Raw genomic sequence first — 25,297 nt, forward strand, 5'->3', positions numbered from 1 at the left:
CCGCAACCTGGTGCTCGCCGGGGCCGGCGGTCCGGAGCGGCTCACCGCCGCCGCCGACCTGGCGGTGCGGATCGCCGGGTACGACGAGTACCCGGTGGTGTACCCGCGCCGGATCGAGCTGGTACGGGCCGGGGCCGACTGGCGGGTCGAGCGCGAGGAGAGCGCGAGCGGGCCGCCCGCGCCGTGGGACTTCGGGCCGCTCCGGTCGGCGCCGGGCGCGCACTGCCGGGTGCTCGGGCCGGCCGCCGGCCCCGACCCGGCCGAGCTGGTCGCGGTGGGGGACCGGGCGGTGCCCGCCGTCACCGAGGTCTGGGGCGGCGACTGGCCCGGGCGGCTGCTGCTGGAACGGCCCGCCACCGAGGAGCAGTTCGCCCGGCTGCTGGAGGGCGACCCGGCCGGCTGGACGGGCATGGCGGCGGTCACCGTGGCCGCCGCCGGCGCGCCCTGGCACACCCCGGCGGACCGGGTGCTGGTCAACCCGGAGGCGTACGGGCGGCTCAGCGACTTCGGCCGCCAGGTGGTGGTCACCCACGAGGCCACCCACGTCGCGACCAGGGCCGACACCCGGGCCTGGACCCCGCTGTGGCTGTCCGAGGGCGTCGCCGACTGGACCGCCTACCGCGACTCGGGCCGCAGCCCGCGGCAGATCGCCCCCGAGCTGGCCAGGGACGTCGCCGACGGGAAGCTGCCCACCGCGCTGCCCGCCGACCAGGCCTTCACGGCCGGCGCCACCGGCATCGCCCAGGCCTACGAACAGGCCTGGCTGGCCTGCGAGCTGATCGCCCGCGAGCACGGGCCGGGCCGGCTGGTCGCCCTCTACCGGGCGGTCGGCGCGGCGGACGGGCAGGGCGAGGACCGGGAGCGCCGCACCGACCGGCTGCTGCGCCGCGAACTGGGTGTCGGCCTGGACGACTTCACCCGGCTCTGGCTGGAGCAGGTGGCGGCGCTGAAGGGCTGAACAGCGGCGCCACCGGGCTGGTCCGCGGTGCCGCTGTGCTGATCGGCGGTGCCGCTGTGCTGATCGGCGACGCTGAAGGGCCGGTCAGCGCCGCTGCTGGGCCGGGGTGCCGGGGCGGCGCCGCTCGACCGGGGCGCCCGGGTGGTCGATGCCGTCCAGCAGGTCCTGCTCGTAGGCGATGCCGGGGCGCACCGGGTAGCCGGCGGCCGACAGCTCGGCGGGCTCGCGGTCCAGCACCACGGTCGGCGGCAGCGCCGCCTCGCCACGGGTGGAGCGCCAGAGCCGGACGCAGGAGAGCACGGCCGCGGCCAGCAGCAGCAGGTTGCGCAGGGCCAGCACGGCGACCGCCGCCGGGCCGCTGGCCAGCACCTGGGAGAACATGATCGGGAATTCGAGCAGGGTCAGCGGGCAGGCGAGCAGGATCAGCACCGCCACCGGCCGCTGGCTGGTGCTGCGCACGGTCAGGCAGACCGCCGCGACGCCGATCAGCCAGACCAGGTACTGCGGGCTGATCACCCGGCTGGTCACCACGAAGATCAGCAGCGCGCACAGCGCCGCGTCGTACATGGTGGCCGCGTTGCGGCGCTTGGAGGTGAAGCGCCACAGCAGCAGCCAGGCGAAGCCCAGCAGGGTGCCGGCCATCATCACCTTGCTGATCACGGCGACCCACGGCCCGAGCATCTCGGGGGAGCCGTAGTTCATGGTGACCCGGCCGTCCCAGGTCCCGGCGATCCTGGCGAGGTGCAGCGGCAGCGCGCCGAGCGACTCGACCTCGATGCCGCGGTCCTTCTGGAAGGCCAGGAAGTCGAAGGCGCCGTTCATCCCGGCCGTCAGCAGGAAGCCGATGGAGACGGCGGTGGCGCCGGCCAGCGTCCAGGAGCGGCGGGTGCGGCGGCCGGAGGGGGTGCCGATCAGGCCGATCAGCGGCCAGATCTTGACGATGCCGCCCAGGCCCAGCAGCACCCCGCCGACCGCCGGGCGGCGGATCAGCGCCAGCAGGCCGGCCAGGGCGACCGCGGTGACGATGACGTCGAAGCGGTTGTAGATCATCGGGCCGAGCAGCGGGACGCCCACCACCCACATCCAGGCGCCGGTCAGCGCCCGGCCCCGGCGCAGGCCGGTGCGGACCAGCAGCGCGGTCGCGGCGGCGTCGGCGATCCCGCAGATCACCCAGAACGAGACCAGGTACGACCAGGGCAGCAGGCCCGGCAGCAGGATCACCAGGGCGGCGCCCGGCGGGTACTGCCAGGTCACGTCGTCGAACGGGAAGGTGCCGGTCTGGAGCACGCCGTACCAGGCGTGGTAGATCATCCAGACGTCGGCGGTGACGTCGCCACCCGCCTTCAGCACGCCCGTCACCATCAGCACCAGCAGGGCGCGGGTGGCCGTCCAGGTGGCACCGAGCGCGGCGAGCGCCCCGAGCGGGCGGCCGAGGCGGCCGCGCGACGACACGGACTCGGTGGCCGGGGCCAATTCCACTGCGCTCCCTCGTTCGTCTCGTACGTCCTCACCGGAGGCGTCGTACCGACGGACGCCCGGGCCGCCGTAGCGCGGCCTAGGTACTAGGACTGACCCGGGGGTCAAACGGTTGCCGTGTGCGGTTCCGTTCCCGGCGGGTCATGGTGTTGACCTATCGTACGGATCACCCAGCGGTACACCGCGCACCCCCCGACCGAGCGAGCCGTGGCCTGATGCACAGAACCTTGATCGTCACCAATGACTTCCCGCCCCGCCCCGGTGGCATCCAGGCCTTCGTCCACAACATGGCCGTCCGTCAGCCCGCAGGCGGCATCGTGGTGTACGCCTCGACCTGGCGGGACGGCAGCGAGGTGGCCCGCTTCGACGCCGAACAGCCGTTCCCGGTCATCCGGGACCGGACGAAGGTGATGGTTCCCACACCCCGGGTCACCCGGCGGGCCGCCGAGATCCTGCGCGCGGAGAAGTGCGACTCGGTCTGGTTCGGCGCCGCCGCCCCGCTCGGGCTGATGGCGCCCACGCTGCGCCGGGCCGGGGCCGGGCGGCTGCTCGGCATGACGCACGGGCACGAGGCCGCCTGGGCCCAGCTGCCGGGCTCCCGGCAGCTGCTGCGGCGGATCGGCGCGGGCACCGACGTGCTGACCTACCTGGGCGAGTACACCCGCTCCCGGATCGCCGCCGCGGTCGGGCCGCAGGCCGCGGCCCGGATGGTGCAGCTGCCGCCGGGCGTGGACGAGTCGGCCTTCCACCCGGACTCCGGAGGCGCCGAGGTGCGCCGCCGGCTCGGGCTGGCGGACCGTCCCGTGGTGGTCTGCGTCTCCCGGCTGGTGCCGCGCAAGGGCCAGGACACCCTGATCGAGGCGATGCCGCAGATCCTCGCCGACGTGCCGGACGCGGTGCTGCTGATCGTCGGCGGCGGCCCCTACCGGGCGGACCTGGAGAAGCTCGCGGACGCCAGGGGCGTACGGGCCTCGGTGCGGTTCACCGGCTCGGTGCCGTGGGAGGAGCTGCCCGCCCACTACGGGGCCGGGGACGTCTTCGCGATGCCCTGCCGCACCCGGCGCGGGGGGCTGGACGTGGAGGGCCTGGGCATCGTCTACCTGGAGGCCTCGGCGACCGGACTGCCGGTGGTCGCGGGGGACTCCGGCGGCGCGCCGGACGCGGTGCTGGAGGGCGAGACCGGGTACGTGGTGCCCGGCGGCTCGGCCCCGGCGGCGGCCGAGCGGATCGTCCGGCTGCTGCGCGACGAGGAGCTGCGGCGGCAGATGGGCGAGGCCGGGCGGCGCTGGGTGGAGCGCTCCTGGCGCTGGGACCTGCTGGCCGGGCGGCTGACCTCGCTGCTGGCCGGGTGACGGACGGGCCCCGCCTCCTTCGCGGAGGCGGGGCCCGGTCCGGGTGCCTGCGGCGGCTACTTCCGGTAGATCGCCTCGATGTCGGCGGAGAAGTCCTTCAGCACGACGTTGCGCTTGAGCTTGAGCGAGGGCGTCAGGTAGCCGGCCTCCTCGGAGAACTCGGTGTCCAGCAGCCGGAACTTCTTGACCGCCTCGGCGTGCGAGACGGCGGCGTTGCCGTCGTCCACCGCGGTCTGGAGGGCGGCCAGCAGGTCCGGGTCGGCGGCGAGGTCGGCGACGGTGGCGTCGGCGGGCTTGCCGTTGAGCTCCTTCCACTTCGGGAAGAACTCCGGGTCGACGGTGATCAGGCAGGCGACGAAGGGCTTGCGGTCGCCGACCACCATGACCTCGCCGACCAGGGCGTGGGCCCGGATCCGGTCCTCGATCACGGCCGGGGCGACGTTCTTGCCGCCGGCGGTGACGATGATCTCCTTCTTGCGGCCGGTGATGGTCAGGTAGCCCTCGGAGTCCAGCGAGCCGAGGTCGCCGGTGGCGATCCAGCCGTCCCTGAGGGTCTCGGCGGTGGCCTTCGGGTTGTTCCAGTAGCCGGTGAAGACGTGCGGGCCCTTGAGGAGGACCTCGCCGTCCTCGGCGATCCGGACGGAGGAGCCGGGCACCGGCTGGCCGACCGTACCGATCTTCGGCTTGTCGCACGGGTTGAAGGCGGTGGCCGCGCAGGTCTCGGTCAGGCCGTAGCCCTCCAGGACGGTGAAGCCGATGCCGCGGTAGAAGTGGCCGAGGCGCTCGCCGAGCGGGGCGCCGCCGGAGATGGCGTGGGTGGCCCGGCCGCCGAGGGCGGCGCGCAGCTTGCTGTAGACCAGCTTGTCGAAGACCGTGTGCTTGAGCCGCAGCACCAGGCCCGCGCCGCCGGCGTCCAGCGCGCGGCTGTACGCGATGGCGGTGTCGGCGGCCTTGTCGAAGATCTTGCCCTTGCCGTCGGCCTGGGCCTTGGCGCGGGCGGTGTTGTAGACCTTCTCGAACACCCTGGGCACGCCCAGGATCAGGGTCGGCCGGAAGGCGGCCAGCTCGGCGGTGACGTCCTTGACGTCGGAGACGTGGCCGAGCTTGATCGGGGCCATCGCCGGGGCGATCTGGGCGATCCGGCCGAGCACGTGGGCCAGCGGCAGGAACAGCAGGACGGAGCTGTCACCGGTGCGGAACAGCGGGGCCAGGCGCTCGACGACGTTGCCGCACTCGGCCAGGAAGTTGCCGTGCGTCAGCTGACAGCCCTTCGGGCGGCCGGTGGTGCCCGAGGTGTAGACGATGGTGGCGATCGAGTCGGGACCGGCGATCCTGCGGCGCTCGTGGACCGTCGCGTCCGGGACGTCCTTCCCGGCCTCGGCCAGCGCGGCGATCGCCCCGCCCTCGATCTGCCAGGTGTGCTCCAGCTCCGGCAGCCGGTCGCGGACCTCGCCGACCACCCGGACGTGCTGCTCGGTCTCGGTGATCACGGCGACCGCGCCCGAGTCGCCGAGGATCCACTCCACCTGCTCGGCGGAGGAGGTCTCGTACACCGGCACGGTGATCGCGCCGGCCGTCCAGATCGCGAAGTCCAGCAGCGTCCACTCGTACCGGGTGCGGGACATGACGCCCACCCGGTCGCCCGGCCGGATGCCCGTGGCGATCAGGCCCTTGGCGGCGGCGTGCACCTCGGCCAGGAACTGGACCGACGTCAGTTCCTGCCACCGGCCGTTCACCTTCCGGCTGAGCACGGCGACGTCCGGGTGCTCCTCGGCGTTCCGGTGCACCGGGTCGGCGAGGTTGCCGCCGCTGGGTACCTGGTAGAGGGCCGGAAGGCTGAAGTCGAGCAAGACTGCTCCTCGTTCGCGACGCTGCGGGACGGCAGGACGTTACTGCCCGGTAGGCAGCTTCGACCAGGGGGGTCGGCTCCGGTGTTCGAAGTGTCACACCCGGCCGGGTCAGACCTGGACGTGACCGGGTCGTTCGAATGGCACCCTACGGCAGCAGAGAGCGACCGGCCGGTAACATGCAGGCCCTCCGACGGCTCTGACCCGCCCGTTCGTCTCCGCGGCGGGCCGCGCCCGCCCGCCCGCCGCGGCCCGCGCCGCCGAGCCGATCTCCGGTCGCGATAGCCTGCTCCGGGCGGACCGGGCCGAGCGCGCCCCGGCCGGCAGCAGCGGGACGACGCGGAGGGCCATTCCATGGCGGAGCACACCAGGTCGAGCATCACCATCGACGCGACCCCGGCCACGGTCATGGCCGTGATCGCCGACTTCGCCGCCTACCCGGCCTGGACCGGAGAGGTCAAGGAGATCGAGGTCCTGGAGACCGGAGGGGACGGCCGCGCCGCCCAGGTCCGGCTGCTGCTCGACGCCGGCGCCATCCGCGACGAGCACGTCCTCGCCTACACCTGGGACGGCGACCGCGAGGTCTCCTGGACCCTCGTCCGCAGCCAGATGCTCCGCTCGCTGGACGGCTCCTACACCCTCGCCCCGCTGGCCGGCGGCCGCACCGAGGTGACCTACCAGCTCGCCGTGGACGTCAAGATCCCGATGCTCGGCATGATCAAGCGCAAGGCCGAGAAGGTCATCATCGACCGCGCCCTGGCCGGCCTGAAGAAGCGCGTCGAGGACGCCGGCGGCAAGAAGCCCGCCCAGGGCTGACACACCGAACGGGGGCTGACGGCATGACGGCGACACGCACCATCCTGGTCAGCGGCGACGCGGGCGCGCCCACGGTGGCCGCCGCCACCGCGCTGCACGCCGCCCGGCGCGGACACCGCACCTGGCTGCTGGCAGCCGACGATCCGCACCACACCCTGGACTCCGTCCTCGGCACCCGGCTGGAGCCCGAACCGCTCCGGTACGCACCGGGCCTGACCGTCTCCCGGATCGACGAGCAGGCGGCCTTCCGCTACGCCGTCGGCGAGCTCGCCGGCCGGCTCAAGCCCGCCCTCGACCTGCTCGGCGCCGAACAGCTCGACCCCGAGGAACTCACCGCCCTCCCCGGCATCGCCCGGCTCGCCCTGCTGCGCGCCCTGCCCGCCGCCGATCACGACGTCCTGGTCGTGCTCGCCCCGGCGCCCGCCGAGCTGATCGCCACCCTCGCCCTGCCCGAGCAGCTCGCCCGCTACCTGGACCGGCTCGTCCCCGAGCAGCGGCAGGCCGCCCGGGCGCTGCGCCCGCTGCTCGCCGGGCTGGCCGGCGTCCCGATGCCCGCCGACTGGCTGTACGAGGGGCGCGCCAAGGCCACCGCGGCGCTCGCCGAGTCCCGCGACGCGATCACCGGACCCGGCACCAGCGTCCGGCTGGTCGTCCGGGCCGACGGCCACCCGTACCGCGAGCTGCGCCGGATCAGGGCCGGACTCGCGCTGCACGGGCACCGGCCGGACGCCGTGGTGGTGCACGACGCGCTCCCGGAGGCGGCCCTCTCCTCTCCCGACCCGTGGCTGGCCGCGCTGGCCCGCCGCCGGCAGGAGGAGCTGACCGGGCTCGCCGCCGAGACCGACGCCCCCGTGCTGGTCGCGGGCCTGGCCGACGCCACCCTGGAAGCGGTCGCCGACCGGCTCTACGGGGACGGGGAGGGGCCGGAGCGGCTCGCCCCGGTGCCCTGGCCGGTCGAGGACCGGCTCGCCGAGGAGGGCCTGCTGGTCTGGCACCTCGACCTGCCCGGCGCCGACCGCGCCGAGCTGGACCTGGTCCGCCGGGGCGACGAACTGGTGCTCGGGCTCGGCACCCACCGCCGGGTGCTCGTCCTGCCCTCCGCGCTGCGCCGCTGCACGGTGGCCGGGGCGGGGCTGCACGACGGGGTGCTCTCGGTGCGGTTCGCGCCGGACCCGGCGCTCTGGCCGCAGGGCTGAAGGGCGTTCGGGCCTTTCCTGGCCGCCCGGCCGGTCGGGTAGCGTCGGGCCGGAGGGCCGCGGGGTGCGGCCACGGCTGAGGAGGCGCCCGCGATGACCAGCACCGACGACCGTACCGAGCCCGGCGGCGACCGTACGGAGCCCTCCGGCGGCCGGGCCGAGTCCTCGGGCGGCTCCGGCGATCGCGCCGGGCAGGACGGCGGGCAGGGCAGCGGGCAGGACGGCGGGCAGTCCCACCCGTTCGGGCCGGAGCTGGGCCCGCTGGTGGACGAGGTGCGCCGGTTCGCCGGCGCGCTGGGCGAGAAGGCCCAGGAGGCCGGCGCCACCACCCTGATCACCCTGTCCGGGCTGGCCGACAAGCTGCGCGACCAGCAGCCGGAGGTCTACTCCCACCTCTCCGCCGCCGGCACCGGGCTCGCCGCCGCGGGCACCGAACTGCTGGCCGCCTACCGCGCCGCCGTGGCCGGGCACGAGAGCCGCTGGACCGCGGGGCAGGGCGCGTCGACCGAGAAGATCGACCTTGACCTCGACCTCGATGCCGACGCCGATCTTGACGAGAGCGGCGAGCCGTCCGCCAAGCAGTGAAACCGTGAATTTCGGAGCGTGATCGCGTTAGTCACCTGCGTCACGAAGAAGGAGATTAGATACGACTTTTGAAGCGTCGCGGCTCGGTTCTCCCAAGATTGTCTTCGGATAATGTATGCGAGGTTGTGTACGGAGGCAGGGTTGGGCGGTAGCGTTCCGTCCAGCGGGAACGAGTGAATAGCTGAGGGACACATGGCTCTGACCATCGGCGTCGATGTCGGCGGAACCAAGATCGCGGCAGGCGTGGTCGACGAGGCGGGCGCCATCCTGGCCCGGACCAGGGTGCCCACCCCGGCCGACCCGCAGTGGGCGGTGGACGCCATCGCGCAGGTCGTGCGCGAGCTCAAGGAGCAGCACCCCGACGTGGCGGCGGTGGGTGTCGGAGCCCCCGGATTCGTCGACAGCAACCGCTCCACGGTGATCTTCGCCCCCAACATCGACTGGGAGAACGAGCCGCTGCGCGGGCGGATCGAGGAGCTCACCGGCCTGTCCGTCGTCGTCGAGAACGACGCCAACTGCGCCGCCTGGGCCGAGTTCCGCTTCGGTGCGGCCGCCGACCACCGCGACATGGTGCTGATCACCGTCGGCACCGGCATCGGCGGCGGCATCGTCCTGGACAGCCGGCTGCACCGCGGCCGCTTCGGCGTGGCCGGCGAGATCGGCCACCTCAACATGATCCCCGACGGCCTGCCCTGCGGCTGTGGGGGCAACGGCTGCTGGGAGCAGTACGGCTCAGGGCGCGCGCTGCGCCGCTACGGCCGGGAGAAGGCGGCGGCCGACCAGGTGCGCGGCCGCCGGATGCTGGAGCTCAACGACGGCGTCGCCGAGACCATCCGCGGCATCCACATCACCCAGGCCGCCGAGGAGGGCGACCCGCTCGCCCTGGAGTGCTACGCCGAACTCTCCGACTGGCTGGGCCGCGGCATGGTCGACCTCGCCTCGCTGTTCGACCCGGGCGTCTTCGTGCTCGGCGGCGGCGTCTCCGACTCCGGCCGACTGCTGCTCGACCCGGTCGCCAAGGCGTTCGAGCACTACCTGACCGGCGGGGTGCACCGGCCCCGTGCCGACATCGTGCTGGCCTCGATGGGCTCCGCGGCCGGCATCGTCGGCGCGGCCGACCTCGCCCGCACCGCCTGACACTTTCTCCAGCCCGCCGGCGGCGGTGCGACCGGGTCCCGACCGATCCCGGACGCGCCGCCGCCGTCGCACGTCCGGGGCCGGCCGCGTACGGTCGGAGCGATCCGGTGACGATGCCCAGGGGAGGACCATTGAGCGCCGCGAACACGACCGCCGCCGTGACCGAGACGGCCGCCGTGAGCGAGACCGCCGCTGTGACCGAGAGCGTGACCGGGACCGCCGTGGCCGTCGGTCCGCTGCCACCGTCCGGCCCCGGCCGGCTGCGCCTGCTCAGCTACAACATCCGCTCGCTGCGCGACGACCGGCGGGCACTGGCCCGGGTGATCAGGGCCTGCGAGCCGGACCTGGTCTGCGTCCAGGAGTCCCCGCGCTACTGGCGGCCCGAGGGCCAGGCCGCCTGGCTGGCCGGGAACACCGGCACCACCGTGCTGGCCGGCGGCGGCCGGACCGCCGCCGGTCCGCTGCTGCTCGGCCGGCCCGGCGCGGTGGAACTGCTCGGGGTGCACGACCGGCTGCTGCCCAAGACCCGCGGCCTGCACGCCAGGGGCTTCGCCACCGCGCTGCTGCGGCTGCCGGGCTCGGCACCGTTCACCGTCACCAGCTGCCACCTCAGCCTGGACCAGGAGGAGCGGTACGGGCAGTTCGAGCTGCTGCTCGACCAGCTGGCGGTCGCCGAACTCGGCGTCGTGGCAGGGGACTTCAACGAGCACCCGGACGGGCCCGGCTGGCAGCTGCTGGCTTCCCGGCTCCAGGACGGGCACCCGACCGCGCCCTGGGGCGGCGAGTTCACCTCCGTACCCGAGCGCCCCTACCAGCGGATCGACGCCGTGTTCGCCACACCCGGGATCACCGTCCTCGGCTGCGGGGTGCCGCACGGGCTGCCCGGCGTCACCGAGGCCGACCTGCGGGCCGCCACCGACCACCTGCCGGTGCTCGCCGTCCTGGAGATCCCGAGGCCCTAGGGACTAGACCACCGCGCCGTTGTCCGGGTCCTCCGGCTCGTCCTCGTCGCGGTCCTTCATCCGCGCGACCAGGGTGACGAAGCCGCCGAGGAAGGCGGTGATCCCGACCCAGGCGGGCCAGCCGGAGACCTCCCGCCAGACCACCGCGTCGACCAGCAGCAGGGCCGGGCCGCCGAGCACCGCCAGCCAGGCGAACTTGGCGGTCACGTCGGCGGCGGGCAGCGGCGGGGGCTCCGGCGGGACGAAGTGGCCCTCGTCGGTCTCCTCGGCCAGCTCGAAGTCGCGCGGGCCTGAGCCGCCGGCCGGCATCACCGGCCGGCCGGAGCGGGGGCGGGGCTGCGGGGCGAGGTCGGAGAGGTCGTCCTGGTCGCCGTGGCCGTCGGGGCCGCTCTTGTGGCCGCCCTTGAGCTCGTTCTGCGCCCGGAGGTTCTCGACCTCGGGCCAGTTGGGGTTGTTGAGGTCGACCGGGTCGTCGAACTGGGCGACCAGGGCGGCGAAGATCTCGTCCTGCTCGGCCTGGCTGCGCTCGGGCGTGCGGCGCGGCCGGCGGTCGACGGGGGCCTGCGGCTCGGCGCCCTCCCCGGCGGGCTCCCTGACCGACCCCTTGACCGGGTCCCTGACGGGGTCCCTGAGGGGCGGGGGCGTCGCGGCGCCGTCCTGGCCGGTGCGGTCCGTCGGCGCACCGCCCGGGGCGGCGGCGCCCGTCCCGCCGTCCTTCGCTCCGCCGTCCTTCGTCGCGCCGTCCTCGCGGGGAGCCTCGTCCCCGCCCGCCGTGCTGCTCTCGTGCACTTCCGGCCCTTCAGCCATGGTGATCGTCGGATTCGACCCGGGTGACGCCCGCCGCGTGCGCGGGAGTCAACCGTCGGATGAAGTCCTGGCTCGCCGCGAATATTTCCGCCGCGTCGTGGTCCAGCGTCGCGACGTGGAAGCTGCGCCGGCACAGCCGCTCCGTCACGTCCGTCGAGGATATCCGGGCCAGTACCAGTTCCGAGTTGGCCGGCGAGACGACGTGGTCCTGCGGGCTGTGGAAGAGCAGCACCGGCTGGGTCACCTCCGGCAGCAGCCGCCCGACCTCCCGCCAGAGCCGGCTCAGCGACCAGGCGGCGTGCAGCGGGGTCCGGTCGTAGCCGACCTCGGCCGCACCGGCCCTGGCGATGTCGCCGGCGACCCCGGACACGCTGGGCACCAGGTGGCGCAGCACCGGCAGCAGCACACTCGCGGGGGTGTCCGGCCGCACCGACGGGTTGACCAGCACCAGCCCGGACACCGTCGGCCCGTGCAGCGCGGCGAGCCGCAGGGCCAGCGCGCCGCCCATCGACAGCGCGCAGACGAAGACCTGCTCGCACTCCTCGGCGAGCGCCAGCAGCTCGCGCTCCACCTCGGCGTACCAGTCCTCCCAGCGGGTGAGCTGCATGTCCTGCCAGCGGGTGCCGTGCCCGGGCAGCAGCGGCAGCGAGACGGTGAACCCGGCCGCCGCCAGTTCCCCGGCCCACGGCCGCAGCGACTGCGGCGAGCCGGTGAAACCGTGGCAGAGCAGCACTCCCACCGGCCCGCCGCGGTGGCGGTACGGCTCGGCACCGGGCAGCAACGGCATGGCGGACTCCTTCGCGGGCGGATGGCGCTGGGGGAGGGGACGCTGGAGGGGGAGTGCTGCGAATCCGCATCGTCCCACGCTCCGCGCCGGGCCGTACACCCCCTCCGAAGGGCTCGGGCGGACCCCTTCGGCGGGGCCGGGCGCAGCGGGCGGTCGCGGGGCATTAGGATCGACCGGTCCGCATAACAGGAGGCCCGGGTTGTTCTACCGACTGATGAAGATGATCGTCGCGCCACTGCTTCGGCTCTTCTTCCGGCCGTGGATCGAGGGCGAGGAGAACATTCCCGCCGAGGGTGCGGCGATCATCGCGAGCAACCACCTGTCCTTCTCGGACTCGTTCTTCTTCCCCGCGCTGATCAGGCGCCGGGTCACCTTCATCGCGAAGGCCGAGTACTTCAACACCCCGGGGCTCAAGGGCCGGCTGACCGCGGCGTTCTTCAAGGGCGTCGGCCAGCTGCCGGTGGACCGCTCGGGCGTGCGCGGGGCCGGCGAGGCCGCGATCCGCAGCGCCATCGCGGTGCTGGACCAGGGCGAGCTGTTCGGCGTCTACCCCGAGGGCACCCGGTCGCCCGACGGCAAGCTGTACCGCGGCAAGGTCGGCGGCCTGGCCCGCGTCGCGCTGGCCACCGGCGCCCCGGTGATCCCGGTCGCCATGATCGACACCGAGAAGGTGCAGCCGCCCGGCCAGGTCGTCCCGAACTTCGGCATCCGCCCCGGCATCCGGATCGGCCGCCCGCTGGACTTCTCCCGCTACCACGGCATGGAGAACGACCGCTTCATCCTCCGTTCGGTGACGGACGAGGTGATGTACGAGATCATGCGGCTCTCCGGCCAGGAGTACGTGGACATCTACGCGACCGCCGCCAAGCGGCAGATCGCCGACGACAAGAAGAAGGCCGACGCCGAGCGTCGGGCCGCCGCCAAGGCCGAGAAGGCGGAGGCCGCCGAGGCGGAGAAGGCCGAGAAGGCTGCCGAGGCCGAGCGGGCGGAGAAGGCCGCGGAGGCGGAGAAGGCCGCCGAGCCGGGCAAGCCGGAGTAGGCGCCGGGGCCGCTCCGGCGGTCCCGACGGGCCCGGGGAGGGGCGGGGCGGATGACGGACGACGGTGGCAGAGCCGGCGCGGTCGGCGGCACGGTGGCGGTCGGCGGCATGTCCGTCGAGCTGCCGCTGTGGAAGGCGATCTCCTACTTCCGGGTGCTGGCCCTGTGCTACGCCCTGCTGCGGTACTTCAACTCGTACCTGCACTTCCTGCACCCGGTGGCCGGCTGGATCTTCCTCGGCGCGCTGACCCTCTGGACCCTGGCCAGCACCAGGGCCTTCGCCAATCCGCAGCGCTGCACCTGGTACGTCCTGGGCACCGACCTCACCCTCGCCGTCACCGGCATCGTGATGAGCGGCCTGACCGACTCCCCGGCCCGGATCAGCCACGGCGCGCCCACCCTGCCGACGATCTGGGCGGCCGGGACGGTGCTCGGCTTCGCCGCGAAGGGCGGCTGGCGCCCGGCGGCGGCCTCGGGCTCGCTGATCGGCGTCGCCAACATCCTCGGCCACGGCGGGCCGACCGGCGACAACATCCACAACATCGTGCTGCTGATGGTGGCCGGCTGCGCGATCGGCTACGTGATCGAACTGGCCAGGGCCAGCGAGGCCACCCTCACCCGGGCGCTCCAGGTCGAGGCGGCCACCCGGGAGCGCGAGCGGCTCTCCCGGGACATCCACGACGGCGTGCTCCAGGTGCTCGCCCTGGTCCAGCGGCGCGGCGCCGAGCCGGGCGGGGGGACGGCCGGCGGCGCGGACTTCGCCGAGCTGGGACGGCTGGCCGGCGAGCAGGAACGCGCGCTGCGGGCCCTGATGACGGCCGGTCCGCTGCCCAGGCAACGCGCGGCGCGGCCCGACGCGGCCGAGCCGCGGGACCCGGACGAGCCGTGCGACCTCACCGCGCTGCTGCGCCCGTACGCGGACGAGCGGATCACGCTCTCCGCCCCCGGCACCCCGGTGCTGCTGCCGGGGCCGGCGGCCGGCGAGCTCGCGGCGGCGGTCGGCGCCGCCGTCGACAACGTGCGCAGGCACGCGGGGGAGCGGGCCGGGGCCTGGATCCTGGTCGAGGACGAGCCGGAGGCCGTCACGGTCAGCATCCGCGACGACGGCCCGGGTTTCGCCCCGGGGCGGCTCGGCGAGGCGGAGCGGGCCGGGCGGCTCGGCGTCTCCCAGTCCATCCGCGGCCGGCTGCTGGACCTCGGCGGCACGGCCGAGCTGTACTCGGTGCCCGGGGAGGGCGTCGAGGTCGAACTGCGCGTCCCGAGGAAGGCCACTCCATGACCAGCCAGCCGATGACCGATCAGCCGACCACCGACCGGCCGGTGCGGGTGATGGTGGTGGACGACCACCCGATGTGGCGGGACGCCGTCTCGCGTGACCTCGCCGAGGCCGGGCTGGACGTGGTGGCCACCGCGGGCGACGGCGAGGAGGCCGTCCGCCGGGCCCGCGCCTGCACGCCGCAGGTGGTCGTGATGGACCTCAACCTGCCCGGCCTGTCCGGCGCCGAGGCGTGCCGTCAGGTGGTCGCGCAGGACCCGGCGGTCCGGGTGCTGGTGCTGTCCGCCAGCGGCGAGCACCAGGACGTGCTGGAGGCGGTGAAGTCCGGTGCGACCGGGTACCTGGTGAAGTCGGCCGGGCGGGAGGAGCTGCTGGACGCGGTGCGCCGTACGGCCGTTGGCGACGCGGTGTTCACCCCGGGCCTGGCCGGCCTGGTGCTCGGCGAGTTCCGCCGGCTGGCCGCCGAGCCGGCCCCGGCCTCGGCGCCGGCCGCCCCGCGGCTGACCGCCAGGGAGACCGAGGTGCTGCGGCTGGTGGCCAAGGGGCTGTCCTACCGGCAGATCGCCGACCGGCTGGTGCTGTCGCACCGGACGGTGCAGAACCACGTGCAGAACACCCTGGGGAAGCTCCAGTTGCACAACCGGGTGGAGCTGGTCAGGTACGCGATCGAGCAGGGCCTGGACGACGAGATCTGAGCGCCGCCGGCCACCGGCGCGCCGCGCGGCCCCGGGCGGGGCGCCTCCGCCCGGGGCCGCGCCGCCGGTTCAGCGCAGGGCGGCCGTCGCCTCGCGCAGCAGGCCGGCCACGATGTCCACGCCGTCGCGGGTGAGCACCGACTCGGGGTGGAACTGGAGCCCCGCGAAGCCGTGTCCGCGCAGCGCGTGCACGTCGCCGGTGACGGCGTCCCGGGAGACCTCGACGCCCTCGGCGGCGAGCCGCGCCGCGTCGGCCTCAGGGCAGCGCGCGGTGAAGGTGTTGTAGAAGCCGACCGTCCGCTTGTCTCCGAACAGGTCGATGCGCTCCTGCGCCCCCTGGTACGGGACGGCCTTGCGGCCCAGCGCGAGGCCGAGTTCGGCGGCCAGCAGCTGGTGGCTCAGGCAGACCGCGAGCAGCGGTGAGGTGCGGTCGCCGGAGCGGACGGCGGCCAGGGCGTCCGCGACGATCGGCCGCAGCAGCGCCATCTTGGGGTCGTCCAGGAGCGCCGGGTCGCCCGGGCCGGGGCCGAGCACCAGCGGGCCCCGGTGGGCCGCGACCCGCTCGCGCAGCCCCGGCTCGTCGTAGCGGGCCACCGTCACCCGGTGGCCGAGCGAGCCGAGCAGGTGGGAGAGCATCGAGGTGAAGGTGTCCTCGCCGTCCACCACCAGGGTCGGCTCGGTCTCGGTGATCCCGGCCGCTTCCTGCATCCGAAGCCAGAACGGCGCGAGGTCGGCCCGCCGGGCGTCCAGGGCGGCCTGCACCCGGTGGTCGTCGGCGAGCCTGGGGCCGACCGGGTGGAGCGGCCGGGCGGGGGCGGGCCTGGCACCGATCGCGGTGAGCACCCCGGCGGCCTTGGCGTGGGTCTCGGCGACCTCGGACTCGGGGACGGAGTGGCGCACCAGGGTGGCGCCGACCCGGACGACCAGCCGGCCGGTGGCCGGGTCGATGTCGGCGGTGCGGATGCAGATCGGCGAGTCCAGCAGCTGCCCGCCGCTGGCGGAGCGGCCGATCAGGGCGAGCGCGCCGGAGTAGTAGCCGCGCCCGGTCGGCTCGTAGCGCTTGATCACCCGGGTGGCGTTCTCGACCGGGCTGCCGGTGACGGTCGCCGCGAACATCGTCTCGCGGAGCACCTCGCGGACGTCCAGCGAGGTGCGCCCGCGCAGTTCGTACTCGGTGTGGGCGAGGTGGGCCATCTCCTTGAGGCGGGGCCCGAGCACCTGGCCGCCGAGGTCGCCGACCGTGCACATCATCTTGAGCTCCTCGTCCACGACCATGGTGAGCTCCTCCAACTCCTTGGGGTCGTGCAGGAATCGGAGCAGCGAGTCGAGGTCGGAGCCGCCGGCCGGATAGCGGTAGGTGCCGGAGATCGGGTTCATCACGACGGTGCCGCCGCTCTGCCGGACGTGCACCTCGGGGGAGGCGCCGACCAACACCCGCTCGCCGGTGTGCACCAGGAAGGTCCAGTACGCGCCGCGCTCCTGCTCCAGCAGCCGCCGGAACAGCGTCAGCGCGAGTGCGGGGGAGAAGTCCTCCAGCGTCGCGTGGAAGTCGCGCCGGATCACGAAGTTGGCGCCCTCGCCGTTGCCGATCTCGTCCTGGATCACCCGGCGGACGATCGCCGCGTACGCGTCGTCGTCCACGTCGAACCCGCCGTCGGCGAGCGAGACCGGCAACTCCGGCAGGGCCGCGGTGAGTTCGGCCAGCGGCAGGGTGTGCTGTTCGGTCACCGAGAGGGCCTGCAGGGGAGTGCCGTCGTCGTGCGCCTCGAAGCCGCGCTCGCGGATCTGGCGGTACGGGACGAGCGCGAGCAGGTCGTGCACCGGGCCGCCGCGGGCCGGCGCGTCGCCGCGGACGGGCAGGTCGGCGAGGTGTTCGTAGCTGTCGACGGTGCCCAGCAGCACCTCGACGGTGTCCGGGGCGAGCCGGGGGGTGCGGCGGTGCAGCAGCGCGAAGGCGGGGGCGTCGGGGCCGGTGAGGCGGGTGAGCAGGTCGACGGCGGTGGTCACGGTTACGGCTTCCTTCCGGGCGGAGAGGCGAGGGGCGGTGCGGGGTCCGCTCCCGGAGGGGCCGTCTGCTCAGACGCCGACGGCCGCCCCGAGGGGCGGCCGTCGTGGTTCGTCTAGGAACGCGCGATCGGTGGGCCACCCTTGGGGGAGGCCCACCACCAGGAGTGGGTGTGGGGCGCGTGCATGCTGCGAGCGTAGCGGATGCCGCGGGACGGGTGAGGGCGGTCACGTCTTTGTCCGAGATGTGTCTCATCCCTCGGGCAATGGTCACGCGTCACTCCAGTCACCCCGTAGCCTTGGCAGCGTGACCGCTACGACTGAGACATCGAGGGCTGCCCACTCCTGGCAGTCCCTGCCCGCGGCGCAGCAGCCTGAATGGCCGGACCAAGAGGCTCTGCGCAAGACCCTTGCCGAGCTCGCCTCCTATCCGCCGCTCGTCTTCGCCGGTGAGTGCGACCAGTTGCGCGCCCGGCTCGGAGCCGTGGCGCGCGGGGAGGCCTTCCTCCTCCAGGGCGGTGACTGTGCCGAGGCCTTCGACGGTGTCTCGGCGGAGCACATCCGCAACAAGCTGAAGACGCTGCTCCAGATGGCCGCCGTGCTGACGTACGCGGCCTCGGTGCCGGTGGTGAAGGTCGGCCGCATCGCCGGGCAGTACTCCAAGCCGCGCTCCAAGTCGACCGAGACCCGCGACGGCGTGACCCTGCCGGTCTACCGCGGCGACTCGGTGAACGGCTTCGAGTTCACCCCCGAGTCCCGCATCCCGGACCCGGAGCGCCTGAAGCGGATGTACAACGCGTCCGCCGCGACGCTCAACCTGGTGCGCGCCTTCACCACCGGTGGGTACGCGGACCTGCGCCAGGTGCACGCCTGGAACCAGGACTTCGTCCGCAACTCGCCGGCCGGCCAGCGCTACGAGCAGCTCGCCCGGGAGATCGACAACGCCCTGGCGTTCATGAGCGCCTGCGGCGTGGAGCCGGAGGAGTTCAAGGCGGTCGAGTTCTTCTCCTCGCACGAGGCGCTGGTCCTCGACTACGAGACCGCGCTGACCCGCGTGGACTCGCGCACCGGCGAGCTGTACGACGTCTCCGGCCACATGGTGTGGATCGGTGAGCGCACCCGGCAGCTGGACCACGCGCACATCGAGTTCGCCTCGAAGATCCGCAACCCGATCGGCGTCAAGCTCGGCCCGACCACCTCGGTGGACGACGCGCTCGCCCTGATCGAGAAGCTGGACCCGGAGCGCGAGCCCGGCCGCCTGACCTTCATCACCCGGATGGGCGCGGGCAAGGTCCGCGAGCACCTGCCCGCCCTGGTGGAGAAGATCACCGCCTCCGGCGCCAAGCCGGTGTGGATCTGCGACCCGATGCACGGCAACACCTTCGAGGCGTCCAGCGGGCACAAGACCCGCCGCTTCGACGACGTCCTGGACGAGGTCAAGGGCTTCTTCGAGGTGCACCGCGCGCTCGGCACCCACCCGGGCGGCATCCACGTGGAGCTGACCGGCGACGACGTCACCGAGTGCGTCGGCGGTGGCGACGAGGTCCTGGTGGACGACCTGCACCAGCGCTACGAGACGGCCTGCGACCCGCGCCTCAACCGCAGCCAGTCGCTGGACCTGGCGTTCCTGGTGGCGGAGATGTACCGCGGCCAGTAGGCCAGGTGCCCGTCGGATGTGACGAAGGCCCCTCCGGATTCGGTGTCCCCGAGCCCGGAGGGGCTTTTTCGTACCCGTTTCGCCAGGTAAGGTAAGCCTCAGTGAACTAAGGCAAGCCTTAGTCAAGATCCACTCCGCTTCACCCACCGGGAGAGACCGCGATGTACGTGTGCATGTGCCATGCGGTCACCGAGGACCAGGTGAAGAAGGCGATCGACGCCGGTGCCGACTCCCCGCGCCGGATAGCGAAGGGCTGCAAGGCCGGCACCGACTGCGGGTCCTGCGTGCGCCGGATCCAGGCGCTGCTCGGCGAGCACGGCGCCCGGCCCTGCCCGACCGCCCGGCTGGCCGCGAAGCTCGGCCTCGCCGACCCGCAGGCCCCGGTGGCCCCGGCCCCGGCGGCCGCCCCGGTGGTCCCGCTGCGGGCGGCCCGGGCGGCCTGACCGGTCCCCGGCCTCAGGACTCCGGATTCAGGACTCCGGCTGCTCGATGACCTGGGCGAGGTAGAGCGCCTCGCCGAGCTTCTCCAGGAGCTCCAGCTGGGTGTCGAGGTAGTCGATGTGGTGCTCCTCGTCGGCCAGGATGTCCTCGAAGATGTTCGCCGAGGTGACGTCGTTCTTGGCCCGCATCACCACGATCCCGCGCTTGAGCCGGTCGATCGCCTCGACCTCGACCTGGCGGTCCGCCTCGAACATCTCCTTGACGGTCTGGCCGATCCGGACGTGGAACAGCCGCTGGTAGTTGGGCAGCCCGTCCAGGAACAGGATCCGGTCGGTGAGCGTCTCGGCGTGCTTCATCTCGTCGAAGGACTCGTGCCGGGTGTACTTGGCGAGCTTCGTCCAGCCGAAGTTCTCCTGCATCTTGGCGTGCAGGAAGTACTGGTTGATCGCGGTCAGCTCGGCGGTGAGCTGCTCGTTGAGGAATTCGATGACCTCGGGATCGCCCTGCATGGTGGTGCCTCCTGCACTCGTCCTGCCGTGAGTCCTGCTCTGGTTCCTGCGTCGGTTCCTGCGCTCGGTCCTGCTTCTTCGTCCTGCGCTGCGCATCCTGGCATCGCTTCGGGTGGAAATTCCAGTAAGTTCACACTCACTAGGACATGTGTCGGAATATCCGATTCATGACGAAACATGCTGGTGGGCGGTCGACTGCTGGTCCGTACGGGCGGGGGCGCGAACCCTCGCAAAGGGGCGCGCACCGGGGCGAGTCCGCCGTCTGTCACCATGGATCCATGGGTCAGCCGAAACACGAACCGCCTCCGCCGTCTGACCCGAGGCTCCCCCCGGGGCAGCGCGCGCAACGCGGCTGGCCCGCTCTGCACTACGGCCCGGTGCCCCGCTTCAAGCCGCTGACCTGGGACCTCCAGGTGTTCGGCGCGACCGCCTCGGCGGAGAAGCACAGCTGGGACTTCGAGGCCTTCAGCGCCCTGCCGCGCACCACCGTCGTCGCCGACCTGCACTGCGTGACCAAGTTCTCCGTGCTCGGCAACACGTGGACGGGCGTGTCGGCCGCCGCCGTGCTCGACCTGGTGCCCCCGGCGCCGGGCGTCACCCACGTGATGGTCTGGGCCGAGTACGGCTACAGCGCCAACCTCCGGCTGGCCGACTTCGCGGACCCCCACACCCTGCTCGCCACCCACCGCGACGGCGAGGCGCTCACCGCCGAACACGGCTTCCCGGTCCGGCTGGTGGTGCCGCGGCTGTACGCCTGGAAGGGCCCCAAGTGGGTGCGCGCGGTGGAGTACATGCGGGCCGACCGGCGCGGCTTCTGGGAGGAACGCGGCTACCACAACCTCGCCGACCCCTGGCGGGAGCAGCGCTACTCCTACCAGGAGGCGCCGGGCGACGGGCCGCTGCGCTGACCCCGCCCGGGGCCCGGCGGGGCTAGAAGAGCGAGAACTTGACCGTCACCGTGCTGCGCTGCGGCCGCCGCTCGCCCGCCGCCGGGCTCTGGCCGGACGCGGTGACCGCGCCGAACACGTCCCAGCCGCTGGTCTGCATGGTGAAGCCGGCCGCCTGGAGCGCCTTCTGCGCCTCGTCCTTGGTCATCCCGGTGACGTTCGGGACCGCCACCATGCCCTTGCTGACCACCAGCGAGACCGCGGTGTTCTCCTGCAGCAGCTGCCCGGCCGCGGGCGAACTGCTGATCACCGAGCCCTCGGGCACGGTGTCGTCGTAGGCCTCCGTCACGTTGCCCCTGGTCAGCTGGGCGCCGGTCAGGGCCGTGGCGGCGTCGGCGGCGCTCCTGCCGGTGAGGTCGGGCACCGCGATCCGCTTGGGGCCCTTGGAGACGGTGACGGTGACGCTGTCGCTCTTGCGGGTACGCGCGCCCACCCCGGGGTCGGTGGAGATCACCTGCCCGGACGGGACGGACTCGCTGAACACCTCGACGAACTTCCCGTGCAGGCCCTGCCCGTCCAGGACCCGCTGCGCCTCGGCCCGGTCCCTGCCGAGCACGCCGGGCACCGAGCCGTACAGCCCCTCGGAGATCCCGTAGGTGGCGCCGCCGATCGCCAGCACCAGGGCGGTCAGCGCGGCCGTCCAGATCAGCGGCTTGCGGGGGAGCCGGCGCAGCAGGCCGGGCCGGCGCCGGCGCACCGGGGCCGGCTCGTCGTACGGGCGCGGCTCGGCGAGCAGCTCGTCCATCAGCTCGGGCGGCATGTCCAGCACGCTGGTGCGTTCCTGCGGCGGGGCGTCGGCGGGCCGCGGCAGCGGCTCGATCACCGAGGTCGGCTCGCTGGTCGGGTAGCGCGGGCTGGGCCGGGTGGAGGCCGGCGGCTCGGCGTCCAGCTCGGCCGGGGTGAGGGTGCGGCGGACCCGCTGGAGGGCGGCGAGCAGCTCGACCGCGTCGTACGGGCGGGCGTCGGCGGACCGGGCGCAGGCGCCGGCCACGATCGCGTCCAGCCCGGGGCCGACGGCGGGGGCGACCAGCGAGGGGGCGGGGACGTTCTCGTGCAGGTGCTTGTACATGACCTGGACGGGGTTGTCGCCGGTGTGCGGGCGGCGGCCGGTGAGCATCTCGTACAGCAGGATGCCGGCCGCGTAGACGTCCACCCGCTGGTCGGTGGGGGCGTCCGGGAGGATCTGCTCGGGGGCCAGGTAGGAGACCGTGCCCAGGACCGTGCCGCCGGTGGCGGTGCTGGTCGAGGTGGGCGCGCCGTCGGCGGTGCCGAGCACCCGGACCAGGCCGAAGTCGGCGACCTTGACCAGGCCGCCCTCGGTGATCAGCACGTTCTCCGGCTTGACGTCGCGGTGGACCAGACCGGCCCGGTGGGCGGAGCCGAGGGCGGCGAGCACCGGCTCCAGCACGTCCAGCGCGGCCCGGACGGACAGCGCGCCGCGGTCGCGCAGCAGGTCGCGCAGGGTGCGGCCGGGCACGTACTCCATGGCGAGGAAGACGTGGCCGCCGTCCGCGCCCTGGTCGAAGACGTTGACCACGTTGGGGTGGGTGAGCTTGGCGACCGCCTTGGCCTCGCGGATGAATCGGGCGGTGAAGCCCTCGTCCCCGGCCAGCGAGGGGTGCATCACCTTGAGCGCGACGACCCGGTCCAGCCGGGTGTCGGTGCCCCGGTAGACGGTGGACATCCCGCCGGTCGCGATGCGCTGCTCGACCCGGTACCGGTTGTCGAGCAGGCTACCGATCAGGGGGTCGTGCAGTGCCATGTCCACCCGGTGAGTCTAGTGCCGCCGCGCCCGGCCGGGCCCGGAGGACACCGCCCGCCGGCCCGGCTGTGCCCGGCTTGTGACACGGTCCCACCGGCGCGTTCAGAACGCCGGGTGCTCCCGGGTGTCCAGATCGGCCCGGCCGGCCATCGCGGAGGAGGCCTCGGCGTGGAAGCGGCGCGGGATGCGGCCGGCCCGGCGGGCGAGCCGGCCCGCCTCGGCGGCGTGCCGCATCGCCTCGGCCATCAGCACCGGGTCCTGAGCCCTGGTCACCGCGGAGGCCAGCATCACCGCGGAGCAGCCCAGTTCCATCGCCAGCGCCACGTCGGAGGCGGTGCCGGCGCCCGCGTCCAGGATCACCGGGACGCCGGCGCCCTCCACGATCAGCTGGAAGTTGTGCGGGTTGCGGATGCCCAGGCCCGAACCGATCGGCGAGCCCAGCGGCATGATGGCCGCGCAGCCGACGTCCTCCAGCTTGCGGGCCAGCACCGGGTCGTCGTTGGTGTACGGCAGGACGGTGAAACCGTCGTCGACCAGCGTCTCGGCGGCGTCCAGCAGCTCGATCGGGTCGGGCAGCAGGGTGCGCTCGTCGGCGATCACCTCCAGCTTCACCCAGTCGGTGCCGAGCGCCTCGCGGGCCAGCCGGGCGGTCAGCACGGCCTCGCCGGCGGTGAAGCAGCCGGCCGTGTTGGGCAGCACCCGGATGCCGTTGCGGGTCAGCACGTCCAGGACGGAGCCCTGGGTGGTGGCGTCGACCCGGCGCATCGCGACGGTGGTCAGCTCGGTACCGGAGGCGAGCAGCGCGCGCTCCATGACCTCCAGGCTGGGCGCGCCGCCGGTGCCCATGATCAGCCGGGAGGAGAAGGACGTCCCGGCGATGGTCAGAAGGTCGTCGGCCATGGTTCAGCCTCCCTGTACGGCGGTGAGGATCTCGATCCGGTCGCCGGGGCTCAGTGCCGTCGCGGACCACGAACTGCGCGGCACCACGGCCTCGTTGAGCGCGGCTGCGACGCCGGTGTTGGCGGCGCTGACGCTGGCCACCAGCTCGGCGAGGGTGGTCGTGGCGGGTGTCCTGCGGGGCTCGCCGTTGACGGTCAGGGCGATCTCGTGCGGTGCGGTCCCGTGCGGTGCGGTGCTGGGGGGTGCGGTCTCGGTCATGCGGAGGCCTTCGTCGTGGAGCGGTCGGGGGAGAAGCGCAGCGGCGTGAACGGCCTGGCGAGCTCGGGGACTTCGCCGGTGGCCAGGTGCTCGGAGACCAGGTCCGCGGTCACCGGGGTGAGCAGCACGCCGTTGCGGTAGTGGCCGGTGGCGGCGACCAGGCCGGGCAGGGCGGTCGGGCCCAGCAGCGGGGCGTTGTCCGGCGAGCCGGGGCGCAGGCCCGCCGAGGTCTCCACGAGCGGGAGTTCGGTGATCCCGGGGATCAACTCGTGGGCATCCCGGAGGAGTTCGTACACCCCGCCGGCGGTGACTGTGGTGTCGTAGCCCTGCTCCTCGGTGGTCGCGCCGACCACCAGCTCGCCGTTCTCGCGCGGGACGACGTACAGGTGCTGCCCGCGGACGACCGCGCGGACGTTGCGGGAGAGGAACGGCCGGTAGGACTCGGGAACGCGCAGGCGGAGGATCTGGCCCTTCACCGGACGGATCGCGGGCAGCACGTCCGGCGGCAGGCCGGGCAGCCGGTGGCTGTGCGGGCCGGCGGCGAGGACGACCTGCCCGGCGGTCACCGTCCCGCCGGTGCTCAGCCGGGCGCCCACCGCGCGGCCGCCCCCGACCAGCAGCTCGACCGCCTCGGCCCGGTGGAGCAGGACGCCCGCGCGCTCGCAGGCGGCGGACAGGGCGGTCAGCAGCCGGCGGGGGTCGACCTGGTGGTCGTCGGCGACGTGCAGGCCGCCGCGCACGCCGGGGGCGAGCATCGGTTCGAGCCTGCGGGCCTCCCGGCCGGTCAGCCAGGTCGAGTCCAGGCCGAGCCGCTGGTGGAAGGCGTGCAGTTCGCGCAGCTCCGCGCGGTCGTCGGAGTCCTGTGCGACGGCGATCGTGCCGCAGCGGCGGTAGCCGGTGTCCAGGCCGCCGCTCGCCTCCGTCAGTTCGGCGGCGAACGCCGCGTACCGCTCGTTCGAGGCCATCCCGAGGCGCAGCAGCGGCTCCTCGCCGTACTGGAGCTCGGTGACCGGGGCGAGCATCCCGGCCGCGACCCCGGCGGCGCCGTGACCGGGATCGGGGTCGACCACGACCACGTTCCGCACGCCGCGCTGCGCGGCCCGCCAGGCGACGGCGAGGCCGATGATGCCCCCGCCGATCACCAGGACGTCCGTGCGGGCGCCCGGTAGCAAGCGTGACAAGGCTGCTCTTCTCCCTTCGCCGGTATGACCCGGATCAGGTTCGGACGGTCGCAGGCCGTGTCAGCCCGCCTCTCAGCCCGGTGCGCCGGGCTCCCGTGTGGTGCTCCCACCATAACGCCGGGGGTGGGCCCGGCCGAAGGCCCGTACGCAGGGCGGACGGGGGAGGGGCCGCGGGCCCGTACGGGGGACGGGACGGCCCGCGGCCGCCGTCCGGCCGCTGGGTACAGTGACGGGCGTGGCAGAGCTGAGCGCAACGGATCAGGTGGTCGTCGTCGGAGCCGGGCTGGCCGGGGCGCAGTGCGCCCTCAAGCTGCGGCAGGGCGGGTGGCCGGGACGGATCGCGCTGGTCGGCGAGGAGCCGCACGCGCCGTACGACCGGCCGCCGCTCTCCAAGGACGTGCTGCTCGGCAAGACCGACTCCACCGCCCTGGACATCGACTACGACGGGCTCGGCATCGAGCTGCTCACCGGCCGCCGCGCGACCGGCCTCACCCCCGGCGTGCTGCACACCGACGGCGGCGACCTCCGGTACGGCTCGCTGGTGATCGCCACCGGCGCCGTCCCGCGCGCCCTGCCGGGCGCCGAGCGGGCGCACCTGCTGCACACCCTGGACGACGCCCTGGCGCTGCGCGCGCTGCTGCGCCCCGGGCTGCGGCTGGTGCTGGTCGGCGCGGGCTGGATCGGCGCCGAGGTGTCCACCGCGGCC

Annotated in this window: 24 protein-coding genes and 1 riboswitch; of the genes, 14 read left to right on the forward strand and 10 right to left on the reverse strand. The window is 73.9% G+C overall.

The annotated features are described in order from the left end of the window. Positions 1–958 (forward strand): hypothetical protein (locus BU198_RS35355; protein ID WP_188300909.1); only part of this gene is annotated, 958 nt, incomplete at its 5' end. A gap of 84 nt (positions 959–1,042) precedes the next feature. Here the strand turns inward: BU198_RS35355 and BU198_RS35360 are convergent. Then, positions 1,043–2,437 (reverse strand): glycosyltransferase 87 family protein, encoded by a 1,395-nt coding sequence (locus BU198_RS35360; protein ID WP_317620461.1) that lies wholly within the window; start codon positions 2,435–2,437, stop codon positions 1,043–1,045. A gap of 212 nt (positions 2,438–2,649) precedes the next feature. Between BU198_RS35360 and BU198_RS35365 the strand changes: the two genes are divergently transcribed. Then, positions 2,650–3,786 (forward strand): glycosyltransferase family 4 protein, encoded by a 1,137-nt coding sequence (locus tag BU198_RS35365; protein ID WP_188300910.1) that lies wholly within the window; start codon positions 2,650–2,652, stop codon positions 3,784–3,786. A gap of 56 nt (positions 3,787–3,842) precedes the next feature. On the opposite strand, the gene BU198_RS35370 is transcribed toward BU198_RS35365, so the two are convergent. Further along, positions 3,843–5,636: an AMP-dependent synthetase/ligase gene (locus BU198_RS35370; RefSeq protein ID WP_188300911.1), complete on the reverse strand. Its 1,794-nt coding sequence runs from the start codon at positions 5,634–5,636 to the stop codon at positions 3,843–3,845. Positions 5,637–5,987: 351 nt separating this feature from the next. Here BU198_RS35370 and BU198_RS35375 point away from each other — a divergent pair, with 351 nt between their 5' ends. The 5 genes from BU198_RS35375 to BU198_RS35395 all read left to right on the forward strand — a co-directional run bounded on the left by BU198_RS35375 (position 5,988) and on the right by BU198_RS35395 (position 10,329). Next, entirely contained in the window at positions 5,988–6,449 is a 462-nt protein-coding gene (locus BU198_RS35375) for an SRPBCC family protein (protein ID WP_188300912.1), read from the forward strand. Positions 6,450–6,472: 23 nt separating this feature from the next. After that, the gene (locus tag BU198_RS35380) at positions 6,473–7,645 is read left to right on the forward strand and encodes an ArsA family ATPase (RefSeq protein WP_188300913.1); all 1,173 of its coding nucleotides are present in this window, start codon (positions 6,473–6,475) and stop codon (positions 7,643–7,645) included. A 93-nt stretch (positions 7,646–7,738) separates the two neighbouring features. Continuing rightward, positions 7,739–8,230 (forward strand): DUF5304 family protein, encoded by a 492-nt coding sequence (locus tag BU198_RS35385; RefSeq protein WP_188300914.1) that lies wholly within the window; start codon positions 7,739–7,741, stop codon positions 8,228–8,230. Positions 8,231–8,422: 192 nt separating this feature from the next. Then, on the forward strand, positions 8,423–9,367 hold the full coding sequence (locus BU198_RS35390; RefSeq protein WP_188300915.1) for an ROK family glucokinase: 945 nt from the start codon (positions 8,423–8,425) through the stop codon (positions 9,365–9,367). Between the two features lie 221 nt (positions 9,368–9,588). Next, positions 9,589–10,329, forward strand: a complete 741-nt coding sequence (locus tag BU198_RS35395) for an endonuclease/exonuclease/phosphatase family protein (RefSeq protein WP_411293272.1) — start codon at positions 9,589–9,591, stop codon at positions 10,327–10,329. 3 nt (positions 10,330–10,332) lie between these two features. Here the strand turns inward: BU198_RS35395 and BU198_RS42955 are convergent, their stop codons facing one another. Both BU198_RS42955 and BU198_RS35405 read right to left on the reverse strand, forming a co-directional pair. Further along, positions 10,333–11,118, reverse strand: coding sequence for a hypothetical protein (locus BU198_RS42955; RefSeq protein WP_223245375.1), 786 nt, complete (start codon positions 11,116–11,118; stop codon positions 10,333–10,335). Positions 11,119–11,128: 10 nt separating this feature from the next. Continuing rightward, positions 11,129–11,923 (reverse strand): alpha/beta hydrolase, encoded by a 795-nt coding sequence (locus BU198_RS35405; protein WP_188300916.1) that lies wholly within the window; start codon positions 11,921–11,923, stop codon positions 11,129–11,131. 199 nt (positions 11,924–12,122) lie between these two features. Here BU198_RS35405 and BU198_RS35410 point away from each other — a divergent pair, with 199 nt between their 5' ends. From BU198_RS35410 to BU198_RS35420, 3 genes are read left to right on the forward strand one after another with little or no spacing between them, the layout of a single operon-like run. Beyond that, positions 12,123–12,962, forward strand: coding sequence for a lysophospholipid acyltransferase family protein (locus BU198_RS35410; RefSeq protein WP_401078907.1), 840 nt, complete (start codon positions 12,123–12,125; stop codon positions 12,960–12,962). A gap of 51 nt (positions 12,963–13,013) precedes the next feature. Beyond that, a complete protein-coding gene (gene macS, locus BU198_RS35415; RefSeq protein WP_223245376.1) occupies positions 13,014–14,240 on the forward strand; it encodes a MacS family sensor histidine kinase in 1,227 nt (408 codons plus the stop codon). After that, positions 14,237–14,932 carry a response regulator gene (locus tag BU198_RS35420; protein WP_223245377.1) on the forward strand — a complete coding sequence of 232 codons (696 nt, stop codon included), beginning with the start codon at positions 14,237–14,239 and terminating at the stop codon, positions 14,930–14,932. Before macS ends, BU198_RS35420 begins: the two co-directional genes overlap by 4 nt. Positions 14,933–15,001: 69 nt before the next feature. On the opposite strand, the gene BU198_RS35425 is transcribed toward BU198_RS35420, so the two are convergent. Beyond that, a complete protein-coding gene (locus tag BU198_RS35425; protein WP_188300917.1) occupies positions 15,002–16,939 on the reverse strand; it encodes an anthranilate synthase family protein in 1,938 nt (645 codons plus the stop codon). Positions 16,940–17,243: 304 nt separating this feature from the next. Here BU198_RS35425 and BU198_RS35430 point away from each other — a divergent pair, with 304 nt between their 5' ends. Together BU198_RS35430 and BU198_RS35435 are read left to right on the forward strand one after the other, a co-directional pair. Beyond that, the gene (locus BU198_RS35430; protein ID WP_188300918.1) at positions 17,244–18,593 is read left to right on the forward strand and encodes a class II 3-deoxy-7-phosphoheptulonate synthase; all 1,350 of its coding nucleotides are present in this window, start codon (positions 17,244–17,246) and stop codon (positions 18,591–18,593) included. Between the two features lie 161 nt (positions 18,594–18,754). Then, positions 18,755–19,036, forward strand: coding sequence for a bacterioferritin-associated ferredoxin (locus BU198_RS35435; protein WP_188300919.1), 282 nt, complete (start codon positions 18,755–18,757; stop codon positions 19,034–19,036). Positions 19,037–19,063: 27 nt separating this feature from the next. On the opposite strand, the gene bfr is transcribed toward BU198_RS35435, so the two are convergent. Continuing rightward, entirely contained in the window at positions 19,064–19,543 is a 480-nt protein-coding gene (gene bfr, locus BU198_RS35440; RefSeq protein ID WP_188300920.1) for a bacterioferritin, read from the reverse strand. Between the two features lie 278 nt (positions 19,544–19,821). Between bfr and BU198_RS35445 the strand changes: the two genes are divergently transcribed. Next, positions 19,822–20,451, forward strand: coding sequence for a molybdopterin-dependent oxidoreductase (locus BU198_RS35445; RefSeq protein WP_188300921.1), 630 nt, complete (start codon positions 19,822–19,824; stop codon positions 20,449–20,451). A gap of 22 nt (positions 20,452–20,473) precedes the next feature. On the opposite strand, the gene pknB is transcribed toward BU198_RS35445, so the two are convergent. From pknB to thiO, 4 genes are all read right to left on the reverse strand, one after another. Beyond that, positions 20,474–22,252 carry a Stk1 family PASTA domain-containing Ser/Thr kinase gene (gene pknB, locus BU198_RS35450; protein ID WP_188300932.1) on the reverse strand — a complete coding sequence of 593 codons (1,779 nt, stop codon included), beginning with the start codon at positions 22,250–22,252 and terminating at the stop codon, positions 20,474–20,476. A gap of 102 nt (positions 22,253–22,354) precedes the next feature. Beyond that, entirely contained in the window at positions 22,355–23,152 is a 798-nt protein-coding gene (locus BU198_RS35455) for a thiazole synthase (protein WP_188300922.1), read from the reverse strand. Between the two features lie 3 nt (positions 23,153–23,155). Then, on the reverse strand, positions 23,156–23,410 hold the full coding sequence (gene thiS, locus BU198_RS35460) for a sulfur carrier protein ThiS (RefSeq protein WP_188300923.1): 255 nt from the start codon (positions 23,408–23,410) through the stop codon (positions 23,156–23,158). Next, positions 23,407–24,591, reverse strand: coding sequence for a glycine oxidase ThiO (thiO, locus tag BU198_RS35465; protein WP_188300924.1), 1,185 nt, complete (start codon positions 24,589–24,591; stop codon positions 23,407–23,409). Before thiO ends, thiS begins: the two co-directional genes overlap by 4 nt. Continuing rightward, positions 24,586–24,698: riboswitch (TPP riboswitch) on the reverse strand. Its footprint overlaps the gene before it by 6 nt. Before the next feature lie 128 nt (positions 24,699–24,826). Between thiO and BU198_RS35470 the strand changes: the two genes are divergently transcribed. Further along, positions 24,827–25,297: FAD-dependent oxidoreductase (locus BU198_RS35470; RefSeq protein ID WP_317620462.1), on the forward strand; the 471-nt coding region annotated here is incomplete at its 3' end.

The sequence above is a fragment of the Streptomyces sp. CBMA156 genome (genome assembly GCF_014596515.1).
In the GTDB taxonomy this organism is placed as follows: domain Bacteria; phylum Actinomycetota; class Actinomycetes; order Streptomycetales; family Streptomycetaceae; genus Kitasatospora.